Annotated in this window: 16 protein-coding genes; 9 read left to right on the top strand and 7 right to left on the bottom strand. The window is 61.0% G+C overall.

Translation table 11 applies throughout. The features are described from left to right. Positions 1 to 12: 12 nt before the first annotated feature. The 3 genes from CLV78_RS22560 to CLV78_RS22570 form a co-directional block, all read right to left on the bottom strand. Positions 13 to 1,140 (bottom strand): HlyD family secretion protein, encoded by a 1,128-nt coding sequence (locus CLV78_RS22560; RefSeq protein ID WP_106208271.1) that lies wholly within the window; start codon positions 1,138 to 1,140, stop codon positions 13 to 15. Beyond that, the gene (locus CLV78_RS22565) at positions 1,137 to 1,412 is read right to left on the bottom strand and encodes a DUF3302 domain-containing protein (RefSeq protein WP_106208273.1); all 276 of its coding nucleotides are present in this window, start codon (positions 1,410 to 1,412) and stop codon (positions 1,137 to 1,139) included. Before CLV78_RS22565 ends, CLV78_RS22560 begins: the two co-directional genes overlap by 4 nt. A gap of 414 nt (positions 1,413 to 1,826) precedes the next feature. Further along, positions 1,827 to 2,846: an AraC family transcriptional regulator gene (locus CLV78_RS22570; protein ID WP_106208275.1), complete on the bottom strand. Its 1,020-nt coding sequence runs from the start codon at positions 2,844 to 2,846 to the stop codon at positions 1,827 to 1,829. A 158-nt stretch (positions 2,847 to 3,004) separates the two neighbouring features. Here CLV78_RS22570 and CLV78_RS22575 point away from each other — a divergent pair, with 158 nt between their 5' ends. The 4 genes from CLV78_RS22575 (at position 3,005) to CLV78_RS22590 (ending at position 8,434) form a co-directional block, all read left to right on the top strand. Then, complete coding sequence (locus CLV78_RS22575; RefSeq protein ID WP_106208277.1) at positions 3,005 to 3,865, top strand: hypothetical protein; 861 nt, start codon at positions 3,005 to 3,007, stop codon at positions 3,863 to 3,865. Positions 3,866 to 3,980: 115 nt separating this feature from the next. Next, positions 3,981 to 4,235 (top strand): hypothetical protein, encoded by a 255-nt coding sequence (locus CLV78_RS22580; protein ID WP_106208279.1) that lies wholly within the window; start codon positions 3,981 to 3,983, stop codon positions 4,233 to 4,235. Positions 4,236 to 4,428: 193 nt separating this feature from the next. Then, the gene (locus CLV78_RS22585) at positions 4,429 to 6,786 is read left to right on the top strand and encodes an arylsulfatase (RefSeq protein WP_106208281.1); all 2,358 of its coding nucleotides are present in this window, start codon (positions 4,429 to 4,431) and stop codon (positions 6,784 to 6,786) included. 418 nt (positions 6,787 to 7,204) lie between these two features. Further along, positions 7,205 to 8,434: an AI-2E family transporter gene (locus tag CLV78_RS22590; protein WP_158263643.1), complete on the top strand. Its 1,230-nt coding sequence runs from the start codon at positions 7,205 to 7,207 to the stop codon at positions 8,432 to 8,434. Positions 8,435 to 8,452: 18 nt separating this feature from the next. Here the strand turns inward: CLV78_RS22590 and cls are convergent, their stop codons facing one another. Beyond that, entirely contained in the window at positions 8,453 to 9,862 is a 1,410-nt protein-coding gene (gene cls, locus CLV78_RS22595) for a cardiolipin synthase (RefSeq protein WP_106208285.1), read from the bottom strand. A gap of 166 nt (positions 9,863 to 10,028) precedes the next feature. Here cls and CLV78_RS22600 point away from each other — a divergent pair, with 166 nt between their 5' ends. The 4 genes from CLV78_RS22600 to CLV78_RS22615 all read left to right on the top strand — a co-directional run bounded on the left by CLV78_RS22600 (position 10,029) and on the right by CLV78_RS22615 (position 13,139). Beyond that, on the top strand, positions 10,029 to 10,880 hold the full coding sequence (locus CLV78_RS22600; RefSeq protein WP_158263644.1) for a YihY/virulence factor BrkB family protein: 852 nt from the start codon (positions 10,029 to 10,031) through the stop codon (positions 10,878 to 10,880). Between the two features lie 448 nt (positions 10,881 to 11,328). Next, the gene (locus CLV78_RS22605) at positions 11,329 to 11,670 is read left to right on the top strand and encodes a hypothetical protein (RefSeq protein ID WP_146136767.1); all 342 of its coding nucleotides are present in this window, start codon (positions 11,329 to 11,331) and stop codon (positions 11,668 to 11,670) included. Between the two features lie 53 nt (positions 11,671 to 11,723). Beyond that, positions 11,724 to 12,863: a mechanosensitive ion channel family protein gene (locus CLV78_RS22610; RefSeq protein ID WP_146136768.1), complete on the top strand. Its 1,140-nt coding sequence runs from the start codon at positions 11,724 to 11,726 to the stop codon at positions 12,861 to 12,863. Between the two features lie 30 nt (positions 12,864 to 12,893). Then, positions 12,894 to 13,139 (top strand): hypothetical protein, encoded by a 246-nt coding sequence (locus tag CLV78_RS22615; RefSeq protein WP_106208292.1) that lies wholly within the window; start codon positions 12,894 to 12,896, stop codon positions 13,137 to 13,139. Positions 13,140 to 13,370: 231 nt separating this feature from the next. Here CLV78_RS22615 and CLV78_RS22620 read toward each other — a convergent pair whose 3' ends face one another. From CLV78_RS22620 to CLV78_RS22630, 3 genes are all read right to left on the bottom strand, one after another. After that, on the bottom strand, positions 13,371 to 14,213 hold the full coding sequence (locus tag CLV78_RS22620) for a hypothetical protein (RefSeq protein ID WP_211301060.1): 843 nt from the start codon (positions 14,211 to 14,213) through the stop codon (positions 13,371 to 13,373). A gap of 108 nt (positions 14,214 to 14,321) precedes the next feature. After that, a complete protein-coding gene (locus tag CLV78_RS22625) occupies positions 14,322 to 14,843 on the bottom strand; it encodes a hypothetical protein (RefSeq protein ID WP_106208294.1) in 522 nt (173 codons plus the stop codon). A gap of 49 nt (positions 14,844 to 14,892) precedes the next feature. Next, entirely contained in the window at positions 14,893 to 15,414 is a 522-nt protein-coding gene (locus CLV78_RS22630; protein WP_106208296.1) for a DUF1269 domain-containing protein, read from the bottom strand. Positions 15,415 to 15,897: 483 nt separating this feature from the next. Here CLV78_RS22630 and CLV78_RS22635 point away from each other — a divergent pair, with 483 nt between their 5' ends. Next, positions 15,898 to 16,404 (top strand): DUF1269 domain-containing protein, encoded by a 507-nt coding sequence (locus CLV78_RS22635; protein ID WP_158263645.1) that lies wholly within the window; start codon positions 15,898 to 15,900, stop codon positions 16,402 to 16,404. Positions 16,405 to 16,830 lie beyond the last annotated feature (426 nt).

Below are 16,830 nucleotides of genomic sequence, written 5' to 3' on the forward strand. Positions count from 1 at the left end.
CCAGGGTCAACGTCAAAGGGCCGGGCGGACGTAGTTCAGGATCGACGTCATCCGGATCATGACCTTTCGGATCACATGTGTCGGCACGACGCTTTCAGTATAGATTGCAGTCGTTCCCGCAGTCCCCGGCGAAATCGCCGCGAGTTGGTCCGGGTCGTCGAGGACGATCCTGACCAGGAACGGCTCGCTCCGAATACGTCCGGGCTGGGCCGCGGTACCTGACACAATTGCCTGCCCCTGCGACGCGACGTCCAGAACGGTCTCCACCTTCCCGGGCAAGACAACCCCCGGCAATGTCTTGAAGGTCAGTTCAGCCGGCTGCCCGGGTTCGAGGTGGCGCAGATAGATCTGGTGCACTTCAGCCAACACCGTCCTCTCGGAGGTATCCACGAAGACCATCGAGGGTGCGAAAGGCAGGCTGGTGACGCGTTGTCCCTCTGCCAGCGCCAGGTTGGTCACGAACCCGTCGGACGGTGCGCGCACTGTCGTCTGATCCAGGTTCCACTCTGCGAGTTCCAGAGCCGCAGTTGCCTCGGCAAGCTTGGCGACGACTCCGTCCTCTGTCAGTGCGCCGATCTCGGTTTCTGCCCGGGAAACGGCAGACATCATCTGGGCTACGGTTCCTTGCGCGGCATCCAGGTCAGTTTGGCGTCGCTCCAGACGGTTTTGCGAGATCGTGCCGTTTTCGACAAGTTTCGTGTCATCGTCGAACCGCAGCTGCGCAAGATCTCTGCGTGCTTCAGCCTGACTCAATTGTGCCATTGCGGAGTTGAGAGCATCCTTGTCCTGAAGGACCTGCGCCTCGACGCGCGCTTTGGTTGCTTTTGCCTGAGCCACGGCAATCTTGAAGGGCTCGGGATCGATCTGGAACAACACGTCGCCCTTATTAAGAGGAGTGTTTGGTTCAACCGCAATGTCCACCACCTGGCCGCCGACATTGGGCACGACCTGAACCGCGCGGGTAACGACATTGACCGGTCCGGAGGGGGCGCCCCATTGCATCGGGATGAAAAGAAAGATGAACAGAACCGTCATCCAGACAACGGTCGAAAGCCAGGTTGCCTTGGTGTTGGGAAGAACCTTCAGCTTGATGAGAACGAACAGGAGCGCGACGTAGACTAGGGTCATGAAGACAATCATGATGATACTCCTTCTCCGGAATTGGGTTTGGGGTCGACCGTGGCGCCGGCAAGCAGTGGCGGACGGGAGAACGCCCAGATCAGGGCCAACGGCCAGAAGACACCGCCTGTGAGGGCACCGAACCAACCCGCGACAGTGATGGCTTCACGTTGAGGGTGGTCACGTTGGGTAGCGATCTTGCCCGGCAGCATGGCCAGTGCAATGAATCCTGCGATCAGCGTGATCGCAAGAACGATCAGAACGATCCACGCGAAGATATCCAATCCGCTCATTTCAAGTTCTCCATGGTCTGGGAGAGGTCGTGCGAGCTGCGGTTCCTGCAGCCTTGATGCTCTGTGCATCCAGGGTTTTCACACTCGGCCTCCCTCAATTGCATTTCTCCTTCGCAGCGCATCCCCCGTCCTGGACGGAAGCATTCTCGAAGGGGGTTTCCGGCCATAGCTCGGGGGAGCATCTTGGGCCTTGCAGCGGAAATAGCGCCGAACATGCGCTGGTAATTGATAGCCGCCGCCAGAGCCTTGATAGTTCAGGACATGGCCCACGCCTTGCGGCGGACCAGCAGGGGATCTCTGCGTGTCTGGTGTCCGGGGCTCGTCAAAAGCTGTGGCAAACCACATCACGAACGTGGTTACTGACTACGAACGGACCGCATCCCGGTTGCTTTGAAACCAGCCCTGACCGGCCGGTCAGGCGCCATGGTTTCGGAAGTGCTTTGGGGTTTTTCCCGTCCAGCGTTTGAACGCGTGATTGAACCCGCTGACTTCGGAGTAACCCAGCCGATAGGCGATTTCCGGCAGGCTAAGGCCACTGTCCCTGAGCAGCGACAGGGCCAGGGTCAGGCGGAGGTTGTCCACGATCTCATTGAAGGTGGTGCCGTCCTCGCCAAGCCGGCGGCTCAGCGTCCTGCCGCTCATGCCAAGTTCCGCGGCAATGATGTCAAGCTTTGCCTGATCGCTCCGCAACCGCACCGCGGCGAGCCGTTCGACTTCCAGCACCAGTGATTTCTGTTTCGGTACCGTCTGAAGACTTTCAAGATCTCGATCGGCCTGGTCCTGGAGGATGGCCAGAAGCCGTTCGTCCGATGTCCGGATCGGCAGGTTGATCTGACCAGGATTGAACCGGATAAAGGATTCCGCTTCCCCGAAGCTGACAGGGCCGCCAAAGAAACGTTCGAACTCGCCGAGTTTCGCGCTTCGCGGATGGGAGAACGCAACATGTGCCGGACGGATGTTCATCCCGGTGATCTGCCGAAGTGTGGCGATGAAGTTGGTGCCGATGAACTCCTGAAACTGGCGCATGTCCACCGATGCAGGTGCGTTCAGGCGCCAGAACAGAAGGCCGTCCTGCCGCAATCGGTCGGTCCGCATGGCTGCCGACTCGGTATACAGGACGCTGTATTTCTGAACATTTTTCAGCGCCTCGTGGACGGTCGCGGACGCCAGCCCGACATAGCCGAGTTTTCCGGCCTCACCGGCTTCCCGTGACTGTCCGAAATGGAACCCGAGCAGATCGTCTCCGGTTTCAGCTGCGGCCTCCCGGAAAAAGGCCGCCGTCCGATCAATCGGCAGGCGTGCGGTTTCCTCCTGAATGTCCTTGGGGTCCACCGATGCCCTGGCCAGCAGCTTGCCAACATTGACGCCCTTTTTGCGAAGGTGCGCGGCAAGGCTGTTGAGGCCAATCACCGAATGTAGCGGAGATGCTTCCATGAGTTGAAGGTGCCTGTCGCCGTATCCCGAAACGAGTCGATCGGCGGTCACTATCAAGACAGTGGCGGCAATTATCAATTCCGAAGAAACAGGCCCGTCTATCTCAGTGGTCACGGAGACACAGAGTCTCCACCTGACAAATGAGAGCGAGACGGAAGATGGAAAAGTTTGTTGCAGTTGTCTTCGACACAGAAGAGCAGGTCTACGAGGGTGCAGAGGCTCTTCGCTCCCTGCATCGGGCCGGCGATGTAACCGTTTATGCGGGAACGATCCTGGCAAAAGCCAGCGATGGTAGCACACGCATCCTGCAGAGCCGCAGCGACGGCCCGATAGGCACCGTCGTCGGAACGACCCTTGGTGCGTTGATCGGTGTTCTTGCCGGTCCGGCGGCCATCGCCTCCGGAGCCGCGGTCGCCGGAACGGCCGCAGCCGCCAATGCGGTTGCTGGCGGCATGGTACTTGGCGGCACAACCGGTGGGCTCTTTGGCCTCTACCGCGACCTCTGGGCGAGTGGCGTGGACCTGAACTTCCTCGAAGAGGTTTCGTTCGAGCTGCGCCCCGGCAAGTATTGCCTTCTCGCGTCACTGGAAGAGCTGTGGACAACGCCGCTCGACGTGAGAATGCATGAACATGGGGGTGTCGTGTTCCGCAAGGCGCGTATCGATGTGATGGACGAACACTGGGACGCGGAAGTGCGTGCGCTGAATGAAGAACTCGACGAGTTGGAAAACGAGCTCCAACAGGCGCATGAGGGGAACAAGGCCGCCATCAAGGCCAAGATCAAGGCGACCCGGGACCGGCTCCATCGCCAGAAGACCCAAATAAATGCCCGCATCGACGAGCTGGATGCCGAAATGAACGAGCGCCTTCTGGCCATGAACGAACAGATGGTCAATGCCAACGAGCAGGTCCTCAACAAGTACCTTGAGCGCCAGGACCAGATCACGGCCGATTATCACAAGCGCAAGGACGCGCTCTCGCGGTCTGCCAATATCGCCCGCGCCGTGCTCGCCGACTGAAACATCGCAAGCCGCCGGATGCGTCACAATCCTGCCCGTCGCAATGCACACCAGCCGAGAGCCGGGAAGTTGCGACGGCGACGCATCGGTATCCCGACAAAAAGGACATGGGAAAATGTTGCAACGCAATCGGATTGCTGACCTCGGAAAGGTTCTGACGGATCTTCAGAACAAGTGTGACGAGCAGCGCCTGCAGATCCACCTGGCTTCGAAGGAAGCCGAGGACGAGTGGAAGGACCTGGTCGCGGCCTGGGACAGGTTTCTGTCCCGTGCGCAGTTCGACAAGAGCGCCGAAGAGGTGGGCGAAGCGGGTCGCCAACTCAGCCTCAAGATGAAAGCCGCCTACGACCGTACGCATTCGGCCTTGTAGGTGAAACTGGCATCGGTCTTGCAAAGTTTGCCGAAAGTCAGGGCCATGCTACCTCACAGTTCGTTTGGCGCGAACAGGCAAGGCCGCTTTTCGTTTGGCAACGCTGCCCGGCTCTTGCCCCAACAAACGGAACCGATGTGAACACATCTGGTTCGGAATGCCTCGATCGAGGTTCAGTTCAGGAGAAAGAAACATGAAACCCAAGGTAACAGCAGTTCTTGCCTGCCTGGCGATTGCCGGCACCGGGCAAGTCTCTGCACAAGAAACCGTTGCGGACGGTTGGGACCGGTCGGTCCTGCCGATCCCGATGACCGAGTTCAGTGGCCATGTGGCCCTGAGGACAGAGGAGTCGCAACTGGACTTTCCGCGACAGGTGACGGCACCGGAAGGCGCGCCGAACATCCTGCTGATCATGCCCGACGATGTGGGCTTTGGTGCGCCGACGGCCTTTGGCGGCCCTGTCCCGACGGAGGCCTATGACAGGCTGGCCGAGGACGGGCTTCGGTTCACCCGCATGCACACCACCGCGCTGTGTTCGCCGACCCGTTCGGCGCTGATCACCGGGCGCAACCACCACTCCAATTCCACCGGCGTCATCATGGAGATCGCGACCGGCTTCCCGGGCTACAACTCCCTGATGCCGAAAGAGAACGGCTCCATTGCCGAGATCCTCAAGGGTAACGGCTACAACACCGCCTGGTACGGCAAGAACCACAATGTGCCGGACTGGCAATCCAGCCAGGCCGGGCCCTTCGATCTCTGGCCCACCGGCCTTGGCTTCGAGCAGTTCTTCGGCTTCCTCGGCGGCGATACCAGCCAGTTCACCCCGGCGATCTTTGAAGGCACCAAGCCGGTCGAGCCGCCAAACACTCCCGATTACCACCTCGACGAGGACATGGCGGACCGGGCGATCAACTACATCCGCGAACAGAACGCCCTGGCCCCCGAGAAGCCCTTCTTCGTTTACTACGCGCCGGGCACATCCCACGCACCGCACCATGCGCCGCAGGAATGGATCGACAAGTTCGACGGCCAGTTCGACATGGGCTGGGATGCGATGCGCGAACAGATCCATGCCAACATGATCGCCGAAGGCATCATCCCCGAAGGCACACCGCTGACACCGCGCCCCGAGCAACTCCGCGCCTGGGACTCGCTGAATGATCAGCAGAAAGAGCTCTATGCGCGGATGATGGAGGTCTATGCCGGTTCGCTGGCGCATATGGACTACCAGATCAACCGTATCCTCGACGCCATCGAGGAAACCGGCGAGATGGACAACACGCTGGTGATCTACCTGATGGGCGACAACGGTGCGAGCGCTGAAGGCAGCCCCGATGGATTGTTGAACGAGATGACCTTCTTCAACAACATCCAGGTGCCCTTCGAAGACACCTACGCACGGATGGACGAGTTGGGCGGCCCGAACACCTTCGGCCACTTCCCCTCAGCCTGGGCCCACGCCATGAACACGCCGTTCCAGTGGACCAAGCAGATCGCCAGCCACTTTGGCGGCACCCGCAACGGGATGGTCATCTCCTGGCCGGCCGGAATCGAGGGCAAGGGCGAGATCCGCGACCAGTTCCACCATGTGATCGACATCATGCCGACCATCCTTGAGGCCACCGGCCTGCCGGCTCCGCAATCGATCAATGGCGTGGCGCAATCGCCGATCGAAGGCACCAGCATGATGTATGCGTTCAACGATGCCGACGCCCCGTCGACCCGTCGCACGCAGTACTTCGAGATGCTGGGCCACCGCGCCATCTACAATGACGGGTGGGTTGCTGCCACCACGCCGCCGGAAGCCCCCTGGCTCAGCGTGACCAAGCCGAGTGACGTGATCAGCGACTGGGAGTGGGAACTCTACAATGTTGCCGAGGACTTCTCGCAATCGAAGAACCTGGCCGACGAATATCCTGAAAAGCTGGAAGAAATGCAGCTGCTCTTCTACGGCGAAGCAACGAAGTACAACGCCCTGCCGATCGACAACACGAAAGTGCCGCGTCTGGACGTTTCCCTTCGCCCCAGCCTGACCATGGGTCGTGACAGCTTCACCTACTATGACAACATGAAGCGTATCCCCGAAGGCACCGCGCCCGACTTCAAGAACAAGTCGCACACGATCACCGCGACCATCGAAATCGACGACGGCGACAATGACGGGATGCTCGTCACACAAGGCGGACGTTTCGGTGGCTGGGCGCTCTACGTGCTCAATGGCAAACCGGTCTACACCTACAATGTTGCAAACCTCGAACGGTACAACATCGTCGGTGACGAACTGGCCCCGGGCAAGCACGTGATCCGCTACGAGTTCGATTATGACGGCGGCGGCGCCGGCAAGGGTGGCAATGGCAAGCTCTATGTCGACGACACACTGGTTGCCGAAGGCCGGATCGAGCGCACGATGGGCTACCGCATCTCGCTTGACGAAACCTTCGACATCGGCTCCGACGCCGGCGAACCGGTGAGCGAGGACTACCACGTCCCGTTCGACTTCCCCGGCACGCTCGAAAAGGTCGAGGTCAAGCTGGACCTCGGAAACTAAGAAAAACCAACGGGCCGACAGGAAACACATCCTGTCGGCCCGGATCCAACTCGTCGCATGGTGTCCGAGGACCGAGTTGTGAAGTCCCCACCACCGACCACGACCAAAGATGGCCGAAGACGGCAAACGCGGCCGACGTGCCATGGTATCTGGCGCTATCTTCTGCTGCCGCGGTTGCAAGACGAAATTCCCTTTTGATAGATTCCAAAAACGCAGCCAGTGGCACCGCCTTCCGCCATGGTGCAGGCTGCGCGGAGGCCAGACGGCACAAAACAACCCCCCATCTGTCAGGAATTTCGGCGCAGCCGAGGTTGCGTCAAGCGGTCCCCGCAAACACTGTAGCAAGAAGGCAAAACAGCAGTTCACATCACCTCCGGGCGATGCGAACGCCCCCGCCCCGCAAGCAGGAAAGAAAGCCATGGCCCGACAGACACCCGACTCCCTGCGCTGGTTCGCATTGCTTGCCGTCACGGCCGCGGTCTCGCTGATGTTCCTAGACACGGTTCAGACCTTCCTCGTGGCCCTGGTGATGGCCGCCATCGCCGCGGGGCTCTCAGCCCCTCTGCAGGCCCGGATGATGATCATCACGCGGCGGCGGCCGGGCCTTGCCGCCGCGCTGACAATCGCGATCGTGGGGATCGCGGTGGTGGCCCCCCTGCTCGGCATCATCTGGCTGGCCGCTTCTCAGGCCGAAGGGCTGGTGGAAGAGGCGGACGCACTGTTGAAGCAGGTTGAGGCGATCTCGCCGGACGACCCGCTGCCCGACTGGGTGCCGTTCCGCGAGGAACTCGGGCGCAACTCTGCCCAGATCACGGCCAAGTTCGGCGAGTTCGCGAGCGCCGCGGGTGGCTTCCTTGTCTCGATGCTGACCGACATGACGCGCGGCACGGTGAAGTTTTTCCTCGACCTCTTCATCTTCTTCTACGCGGTCTTCTGCTTCCTCCAGATGAAGACCTCGATCATCACGCTGATCCTCAGCTATTCGGGCCTTCCCGAACCGACACAACGCAGTCTTGCCAAGCGCATGATCTCGGTCAGCCGGGCAACGATCAAGGGCACCCTGCTGATCGGCGTAGCGCAGGGCGCGCTTGGTGGGCTGGGCTTCTGGGCGGTCGGTATCGAGGGCGCGGCCTTCTGGGGCGTGGTAATGGCGGTGCTCTCGGTCATCCCGGGGCTGGGACCGCTCCTGGTTGTCTTTTGCGGGATGGTCTGGCTCTTTTCGCAGGGCGAGATCACCTATGCCATCGGCCTTGCTGCCTGGGGCTTCGGCGTCGTCGGCACCATCGACAACATTCTCCGGCCCATCCTCGTCGGCCGCGATGCAGCGATGGCCGATATCATGATCCTGATCTCGACGCTGGGCGGGCTTGCCGTCTTCGGCGCCTCTGGGCTGGTTCTCGGGCCGGTGATCGCGGGCATTTTCGTGACGCTCTGGGACACGGTCCGGGACGCCAGTCGCAATGGGCTTGCCCCGGCCCCCCAGGTCGCCGATGAAACTCCGGAACCCGAGCGGCTCGATCCGCCGAGCCCGGAGCCGGGCGACGACCTCACGCTGTTGGGCGAGGACATGGCCGAAGAGCTTCGGGAATTGCGGCGCCAGAAACGCGAGCGCGACGCCCGCAAGCAGGCGGAAAGCCCCGAGGGATAGGGCGCGGGGGCGATTGGCTTACAGCAATGGCGCAAAGAGCCGGGCGACAGGAGCGCCCAGCCGAATCTTCGCGGGCTGCTCGACGAGCAGCGTCTCCAGCAGGAAGCATTTCTCGAAATCGGCCTCCAGCATGGCTGCCACATCGCGGGCAGCGCGGCTGTCGAACAGGATTGCGGTCGCCTCGAAGTTGAGCCGACAGGAGCGGTTGTCGAGATTGGTCGTGCCGACCGAGGCGATGCACTCATCCACGACAAGGACTTTCTGGTGCATGAAGCCGGAGTCGTAGCGCCAGATCTGCACGCCTGCCTCGACCAACTCGTCGAAATAGGCAAAGGCCGCGAGCCAGGGGATGGTGTGGTCGATCACCTCCGGCACCATGATCCGCACATCCACGCCCCGCATCGCGGCGAGCTTGAGAGCGGTCATGATATCGGTCTCTGGCACGAAATAGGGCGAGGCGATCCAGAGCCGGTCCTTCGCCGCAGAAATCGCGGCGCAGAAATAGATGCTGCCGGTCTCCTGAACATCCGCCGGTCCTGTCGCCATGATCAGGCCGTCCATATTGGCCTCGGCCCGCCCGGAGTCCCAATTCAGCGACTCGACCAGGACCTCTTCGTTCGCCCAGTACCAGTCCTCGGCGAAGACAAGCTGGAGCTGCGAGACGATCGGCCCCTTCAGGGTGCAATGGGTGTCCCGCCAGGCGCCGAATTTCGGATCGCGCCCCATATATTCGTCGCCGACATTGAAACCGCCGGTCAGGCCCAGCGTCCCGTCCACGACGACCGTCTTGCGGTGGTTGCGGAAATTGATCTGGAACCGGGTCTTGGGACCGCGGATCGCGTTCTGATCCATGATATGCACGCCCCCTTCCCGAAGCCGGTCGAGGTAGGATTCTGGAAGCTTGACGCACCCGACGGCGTCATAGAGCAGCCGAACGGTTACGCCTCGCTCCATCGCCGCCAAGAGCCGCGCCTGGAACGCCCTTCCAAGCTCGTCATCATGGACGATGTAGAACTGCGCCAGCACGTAATCCTGCGCCGCGTCGATGGCGGCGAAAAGGGCGTCGAAGGCGGCCTCTCCGTCGACCAGGAGTTGCATGTCATTGCCCGACAGGACGGGCACCTCCGCCGCCTTCTCGAACCCGCCATAACCAAGCGCCTTGCGGTCGCCATGCGCGGGGTGCTGTTCGGCGTGCCGGGCGACACCCGCGATCACCTCCTCGCTTTCGCGCCGCGCTACAATGTGGTTGCGCACCCGGCTGTTGCCGAGAAACAGAAATGCCGGCACGGCGATATAAGGTGCCGCGATCAGGAACACCACCCAAGCAACCGAGCCCTGCGGGGTGCGGGCGCTGCGGATCGCCCGAAAGGCAAAGACAATCGCGACGATCTGCAGCGCGACGAGGGCCAGGACGAGGAGAGAGGGCATGACTTGGGCTCCTTCGCACATTCAGGCGGCCAAGCAGTCCGATGGCGCTTGCCGTTCCCAACACTCCGCCAACCTTCATGATCTGGCGCCCCCTCGCAAGATACAGTTGATTGCCCTTAGGCTTGAGCATGACGGAACCGAACCGCAGGGAGTGCCTAGAACGAAAATGCGACCGCTCCGCACGATCCTGACCGCACTCTGGCAGGCCTGGCTTCGCTTCGACACCGATAACGGATGGGCCAAGGCCAGCCATGTTGCCATGTCGATGATGCTCGCGCTCTTCCCCTTCTGCATCTTCACATTGTCGCTGGCGGGGCAGTTCAGTTCGGAGCTGCGGATCGACGACCTGATCGAGTTCGTCTACGGCGCCTGGCCCGATCAGGTCGCCGAACCGATCTCCCGCGAGGTGCGCGCGGTACTGGCGCAAAGCGGCACCGGAAAGACCGCCTTCGGGGCGATCCTGGCGATCTTCTTTGCCTCCAATGGCGTCGATGCCGTGCGCAGCGTGGTGACCGATGCCTTCCAGGACAAGGACCCCCGCCCCGTCTGTCGGCAGCGCGCCCTCTGCGTGATCTTCGTGGTCGCAGGTGCCTTTCTCATGGCGATCGTGGGGGGCGTTGTGATCGGCCTGCCCGCCTATGCCGGAGAGCCCTCCGTCGGCGCGGAAGGCTCGCGGTTTGGCTTCCTGCTCGGCGAAACACTGCACAACGCCGTCACAATGGCGCTTCTGTTACTCACGGTATTCGCCTGCCACGCTTGGCTTCAGGGCGTCCACCATCCCGCCCGCGAAGTCCTCCCCGGTCTCTTGCTGACCCTCGTCCTGTGGATCTTCGCCGGATATGGGTTTTCGCTATGTTTTAGCCATTTCAGCTCCTACAGCCTGACCTATGCCGGCCTGGCCGGAATCATGGCCGCGCTGGTCTTCCTCTACCTGATGGCCGCGATCTTCGTCCTGTGCGCAGAGTTCAACGGGCGGCTTCGCGCAATCGCTCTCGCACCCGGAAACAGGGTTGTATGATCCGGCCTGCTCCTCGGAAAACGCAGCCCGATGTTGGCGGTGTCGAAACCTGATGCCAACCTGAGAAGATTGAAGACCAATCCGGCGGTCAATTGATTGGCAAAGGCGCTTTCGGCGCCAACTCCATAGCCGTTCACATATCTCAGCCGAAAACAGACCATACACAGGCCGGACGCGATCTGGCATCCGGCCTGAAGATACGGCAACCCTTGGCGCCTGCGCTTGAGTCCATCCCACAGGGTTCCGGAATGAACGAGACTTCGGCCGAACCAACCCCAATTCAACAAGGCCTTGCGAATGGCTTGCCGGCAGAAGAAAGGCCGTGCCTCTCGCCGCGTGTTCCAGCCGTGCAAGGCCGTCGAGAAAATCGTGATGGTTCTTCAACATCTCGGAACCGGTGTTCTGCACGCACTTGGCAATCGCCGCGACGGCGGGGATCCTCGGCTCCATGTCCGGCGGCCCGATAGCCATGTATCGCGACCTCTGGATGTCGGGCATGATAGTCGGTGTGGCCGACGCGGTCTCGACCGAGCTTGTGCCGGGAAAGAGCTGCCTTGTCGCCTCCATCGACGAGGTCTGGACCACTCCGCTGGATATGCAGATGAAAGAGCTCGGCCGCACACAATATCGCAAGCGGCGGTTCGATGTTGAGGACGACCAGATCCTGTCCGCGGTCGACAAGGCGAAAGAGAGTTTCCAGAAGCGCAACTTGGGGCTGACCACCGATGACAACGGGCGCAAGGCCAGGCTTCAGAAGGTTTCCAGCCTTGCAGCCGAGGCGTTGCTGTAACAGGCTTTGATGCGGCCCGGTGGCGGGCCACATTACACTAGGATGGGCTTGCCTTGGAAACACCAGATATCGTGGAATACGCCGATCACCTGACCTCGCCCTACCGGGCCTGGCTTGCGCGCATGGACGCGGAGACTCTGGCAATATCACTGGGACTCTGCGTTCTGGTCATTCTCTTGCGGCGGCCTCTCGCGTCAACGCTTGTCCGCTTGATCCGCTGGACCTTGAAGAGCCTCTCCATCGAAATGTCGGGCGAAATGAAGGACGAGGCCGACAAGTTCATGCGCATCCTGCTGGTCACGGGGGTGTTGCTTTTGACCTCCGAGGCGCTCTCCCCTCCGGAGGTCGCGGGCGGGTTCTTCCGTCAGATCCTGATCTCGGTGCTTGTTCTGGCGATTTTCGCGGCCTGGTACCGGCTGGTCGAACCGATGATTTCCTTGATCCGCCCCGGCAAGATCACCGGGGTCCAGCTGGACACGTCCTGGATGGTGCGCCTGGGGCAGTTCGTTGTGGTGCTGATGTCGATCACGGCCTTCCTGGAGGTATGGAACATCGACATCTCCAGCGCCCTGACCGGCGTCGGCGTGCTTGGCGCCGGCCTCGCCATAGCCTCGCAGGATTTCATCCGCAATCTGATCGCCGGTATGAACAACATGAGCGAAAAGCGTTTTGAGACCGGCGACTGGATTGCCGTCGATGGAGGCGTCGAAGGGACGGTCACGCGGGTGGATGTCCGCTCCACGACGGTCATGGGGTTCGACCATGTGCCCCACTATGTTCCCAACAGCGAGCTCTCCAACGCCACCGTTCTAAACAAGAGCCGCATGGACCACCGCCGGGCCTTCTGGACCATCGGCCTCGTGCTGGACGCCAGCGACGAGCAGATCCGGCAGGTCTGCGACGACGTACAAAAGCACCTGCGCGAGAGCGGAGATTTCGTCGTGGCAGACGACTTTCCGCTGATCGTCTGCCCTATTGGCCTGTCCGACAGCGCCATCGAGATCCGCATCCTCGGGTTCACCCGGACAAAGGACTACGAACCCTACCTGGAGGCCTGCGGCCGTCTTGTCTCCGCCTTGCGCAGTGCCCTGAAGGCGGCAGGAACGGAACTGGCCTACCCGACCCGATCCATTCAAATCGCCCCACCACAGTCCGCCGAACACAATCCCACGTGGATGCCCGACGCCCCCTGAGGAGACGACACGCACCATTCGAAATTCTGCATGTCCTTGCGCCTGATGGCCACGATTGCAGCCAGCGCTCTGTTTCTATCGGGCAAGACAAACCATGCCCCGATCTGCGAACTGACACCGCCCGCGGGGAGCTTCGAAGAGGAAAGCGCTGTCGCAGCCCGGAAACACGCGCAGATCCTAACGAAGGTCCATGGCGCCTATGACAACCCGTATCTGTCCTCCTATGTGACCAGGGTCGGCGAACGGGTGGCAAAGGCATCCCGCATGCCGGACTAGGCCCTTCACAATCACGGTCATGAACTCGCCGGTGGTGAATGTCTTCACCGTTGGAGGCAGCTACCGCCCTGCCTTTTCACGTGACGGCGGCGATCGCAGGCCGTTCCGTTGGAGGCTGGTATCTCCGGGAGATGGCGCATCGTGGAACCTGGCCGCACCATCGATTTCGCGGCGACATACGCGTGAGAAAGCCGTCTGTCTACGCGTGCGGACGTCAGACAAGCGCAGTCTCTAACGGAACTGCAGGTTGATCGCGGCATAGACCTGGAAGTCGGGCTGGCCATCACCGCGATGCGCAACGGACCATTGCGGTTCGACGAAGAAGTTCGCCGTGGTCTTGCCGAATTGCGCGACCTTGCCCAGGCGCAGGCCGAGTGGGACGTTGTAATTGTCATTGCTGAAATTGTAGGTCCAGATCGGCGCGCCACCCGTGTACCAGCCTTCGCCCAACTGGTAGAAACCGAAGGGCTGGAAGGCGCCGAGGCTCGGCCGCTCCCGGCCTTCTGGCGTGTCGCCGACGCCCGCGCGATAGGTCAACAGATAGCCATACTGGAATTTCGGCGAGCGTCCATCGAAGAACACGTTGGCGATGCCCAATTGCCACTGATCGGCGCCGAGCCGATCGTCGGTGGCGGTCGGCGCAACGATCTGCGGTCCAATGCCGAAGCTGACACCCGGAGGCGTGTCGAACTGGTAGGCGAAAAAGACATCGACATCCCCGATGCCGCTCACCTCGGAAAATCCTTCGCCGACCGGGAAGCTGTTATAGGGCAAGGAGGCCCTCATCAGCCAGTTCGTGTCACCTATGCTCAACGGCTTTGCGAACCGCAGCACCATCTGGTTGCCGTCCACATCGTCAGGAAGGCCCGTGAAGCGGTCGATGTAATAGTTCTGGATATTGAAGGCGGTCACATTTGCCAGCGGGTTGTTGGCATCGGCGTTTGCCGAGGCCGCACTCTCGAGGGTCTCGGCGGCACCCCGATCCTGTGCCGAAGCAGGTGCTGCGATCATGGCCAGAAGCATCGCGACGACGCCAAGCGCCCCAGTTCGATCGGAGATTGATACAAGTCTCATGTCTATCCTCTTTCTACCGCCGCACTGCCACGGCCCGGTCATTCTTGGGGCGCGTCCTGAAAGGCCCAGCCGCGCCTTGCGGACGCGCCACCTGTGGTCAGGCAGGCCCTAGCCGCCCGCTTCCATGTTGCATTTCCGAGCCGCTTCAATCGCCTTCTTGGTGCCGTCGAGGCTCACGATCCATGCATAGGTCTCTTCGGGATAGACGATCATTTCCTTCTGGTTCATCACATCGTCCACGAAGTTCGGGTTGTCGGTCAGAAGGTATCCGCCGACATAACCGTCAGCGAGGTTTTTCGTCTTGCCGCGCGCATCGGCCGAATAGAGATTGCCGCCCAGCGACAGGATGATCTCTTGCTTCTTCTTGACGTCGGCATCCTTGGTGAAGACGCCGAAATAGCCGAACTCGTGATCCTTGGTCAGGCCCATCTGGATGACACCGCCATTCTCGAAGACCCGCTCGGTCAGGCAGGTATTTCGGCCCTCATCCACCATAACCTTCCAGTCGCCCTCTTCCCCCCACATGCGGAAGGTGGAGTCTGTCGACGGCAGGACATCGGAGGCCATGGCGACCTGGCCTGCAAACAGCCCAGCAAGTGCGACCGTAGCGAAATACTTGGTCTTGAACATTCTTGTTTCCTTTCTGGATCAAGTGCTCCTGTACTGTCGGGTCAGGATCTCAACCCTCGCCCTCGGCGAGCGCCTCGTTGATCCTGGCGTCGATATCGGCCGTCGGACTCGAGGTGACAACCTCGCCACCGAACTCGGAAAGGCGTTCGAGCACCTTGTCCGGCGCGCCGGTGCGGCCCATGATAAACAGAATGGCCTTGTCCGCGTCCAGCGCATGCGAGGTTTTCTCCATCATCTCGTCGAAATTCCCGACGTCCGACATCAACCCGCTCATCGCACCACCGGCCGCGCCACCAGCGGCCCCGGCCACACTCAGTGCGGCAAAGACGGTGCCGGTGCCGGCCGTGAACACACCGGCCAGCATCCCGACCGGGACGCCCCACCAAGCGCCACCCAGAGCGCCCGCGGCAGCCAGGTTCACCGACTGGTCGAGCTTGATTTCTCCGTCCTGCCGACAACCGACAACGGAGTCTTTCAGCTGGACCATCTGCTCCCTTGCCATGGTGAATAGCTCTTCACGCGTCTTGTTGGCGGGATAGTAGCTGTTCATCATGTTTCCGACGAGATTCATGGTTGCATTTCTTTCGGTTCAATCGTGGGGCGATCGGGTGTCGTTCTGTCAGTCGATTGCGTAAAGAAACGCAGGAGGCGCCTTCTGGGCTCCATTCGTTGCTTGGAATGCCCCCTTGGGTGGCCCATTTTGAAAGCTAGTGCATGACCGGCCTCAGGTCTATCGGGATGACGCTTTCGGGTGCCGGTGGTCGGTATCCCAGCAGGAACAACCTGAGCTCTTCGGACTAGGCTCAAGGCACGTTCCTGTTTCATGGCCGAAACATGACGCCTGCGGTCAACGCGCTGCGAACTATGCTGTCCTCGCCAATCAACTCATTGGCGGCGAATCGCAATTTTCTGTTCGGCCTTCCCTCTATCTCGGAGGCATGGAGGCGCGATGGCCCGAACAGATACAAGGTCAGAAACCCTCTCGCAGAAACAGTGTCAGAAAAGGCTCGCGGGCGAACGCCCATCCGGGTCCCAAGATCGAAGGAAGAGAACCATGAACCTCGTTGCCCTGATGATGGATGATGTCGAAACTGCACGGAAAGCTCGTGACGAACTGGCGAACATGTCCCGCGACAGCCTTGTCCGCCTTGAAGATGCCGTTGTCGCCTACAAAGACACGAACGGCGACGTGAAGCTCGACCAGGCCGTTAACCTGACCGCCACCGGCGCGCTTGGCGGGGCCTGGTGGGGATTGTTCCTCGGAGCGGTCTTCGGGCTGGTCGCCGGAGTGCCCGCGGCCATGCTCGCCGGTGCGGCCGGTGGCGCGGCCGGAGGCGCCCTGGGCGGCGCGTTCTCCGATGCGGGCGTGTCGGATGAGATGATGAAGGAAACCAGCGCCGCTCTGGATGACGGAAAGGCGATCCTTTTCGTCCTCGGCCGGACGGAAGCCCCGGAGAAGGTTGCCGAACGCCTCCGCACCTACGGAGGCACCGTGGTGACATCGAACCTACCCAAGGAAATAGACGAAAAGATCAATAACGCACTCAAGAAAGCTGCCTGACTCTATCCTGCGCTCGCCCCCCAGGTGGCACAGGCACCACTCCCGGCCTGTTTAGCTCCCCCATGAGCATCATGGGGCGAGATGGGATAGAGACGCATTGCGGTGGCCTCTCGGATTTCACTCATCACGACTGTCCGCCGCAACGCCAGCATTGACCCGGTGTTCCATTTTTTTGAGGCACCGGGTCGTGCTTTGCGCCATGTCGCGTGTCCATGTCGAAGTAGCCCGCGAGCCCTATCCGCAATTGACCGAGCGCGATTTCGGATTGGATGTCTGAAAACAGGGTTTGTGTTGATAGGTTCAAATCAGAAGCGTATGGTCAGGACCTATTAACCTTCTTGAGCCCGTTGGACGATCGTGCTTCACGCTGCCAAACAATGGGGGCAGCATGAGCGACTACCACTGGTTGACGGAGGCGCAGATGGA

It is taken from the genome of Aliiruegeria haliotis, assembly GCF_003003255.1.
Lineage (GTDB): Bacteria > Pseudomonadota > Alphaproteobacteria > Rhodobacterales > Rhodobacteraceae > Tropicimonas > Tropicimonas haliotis.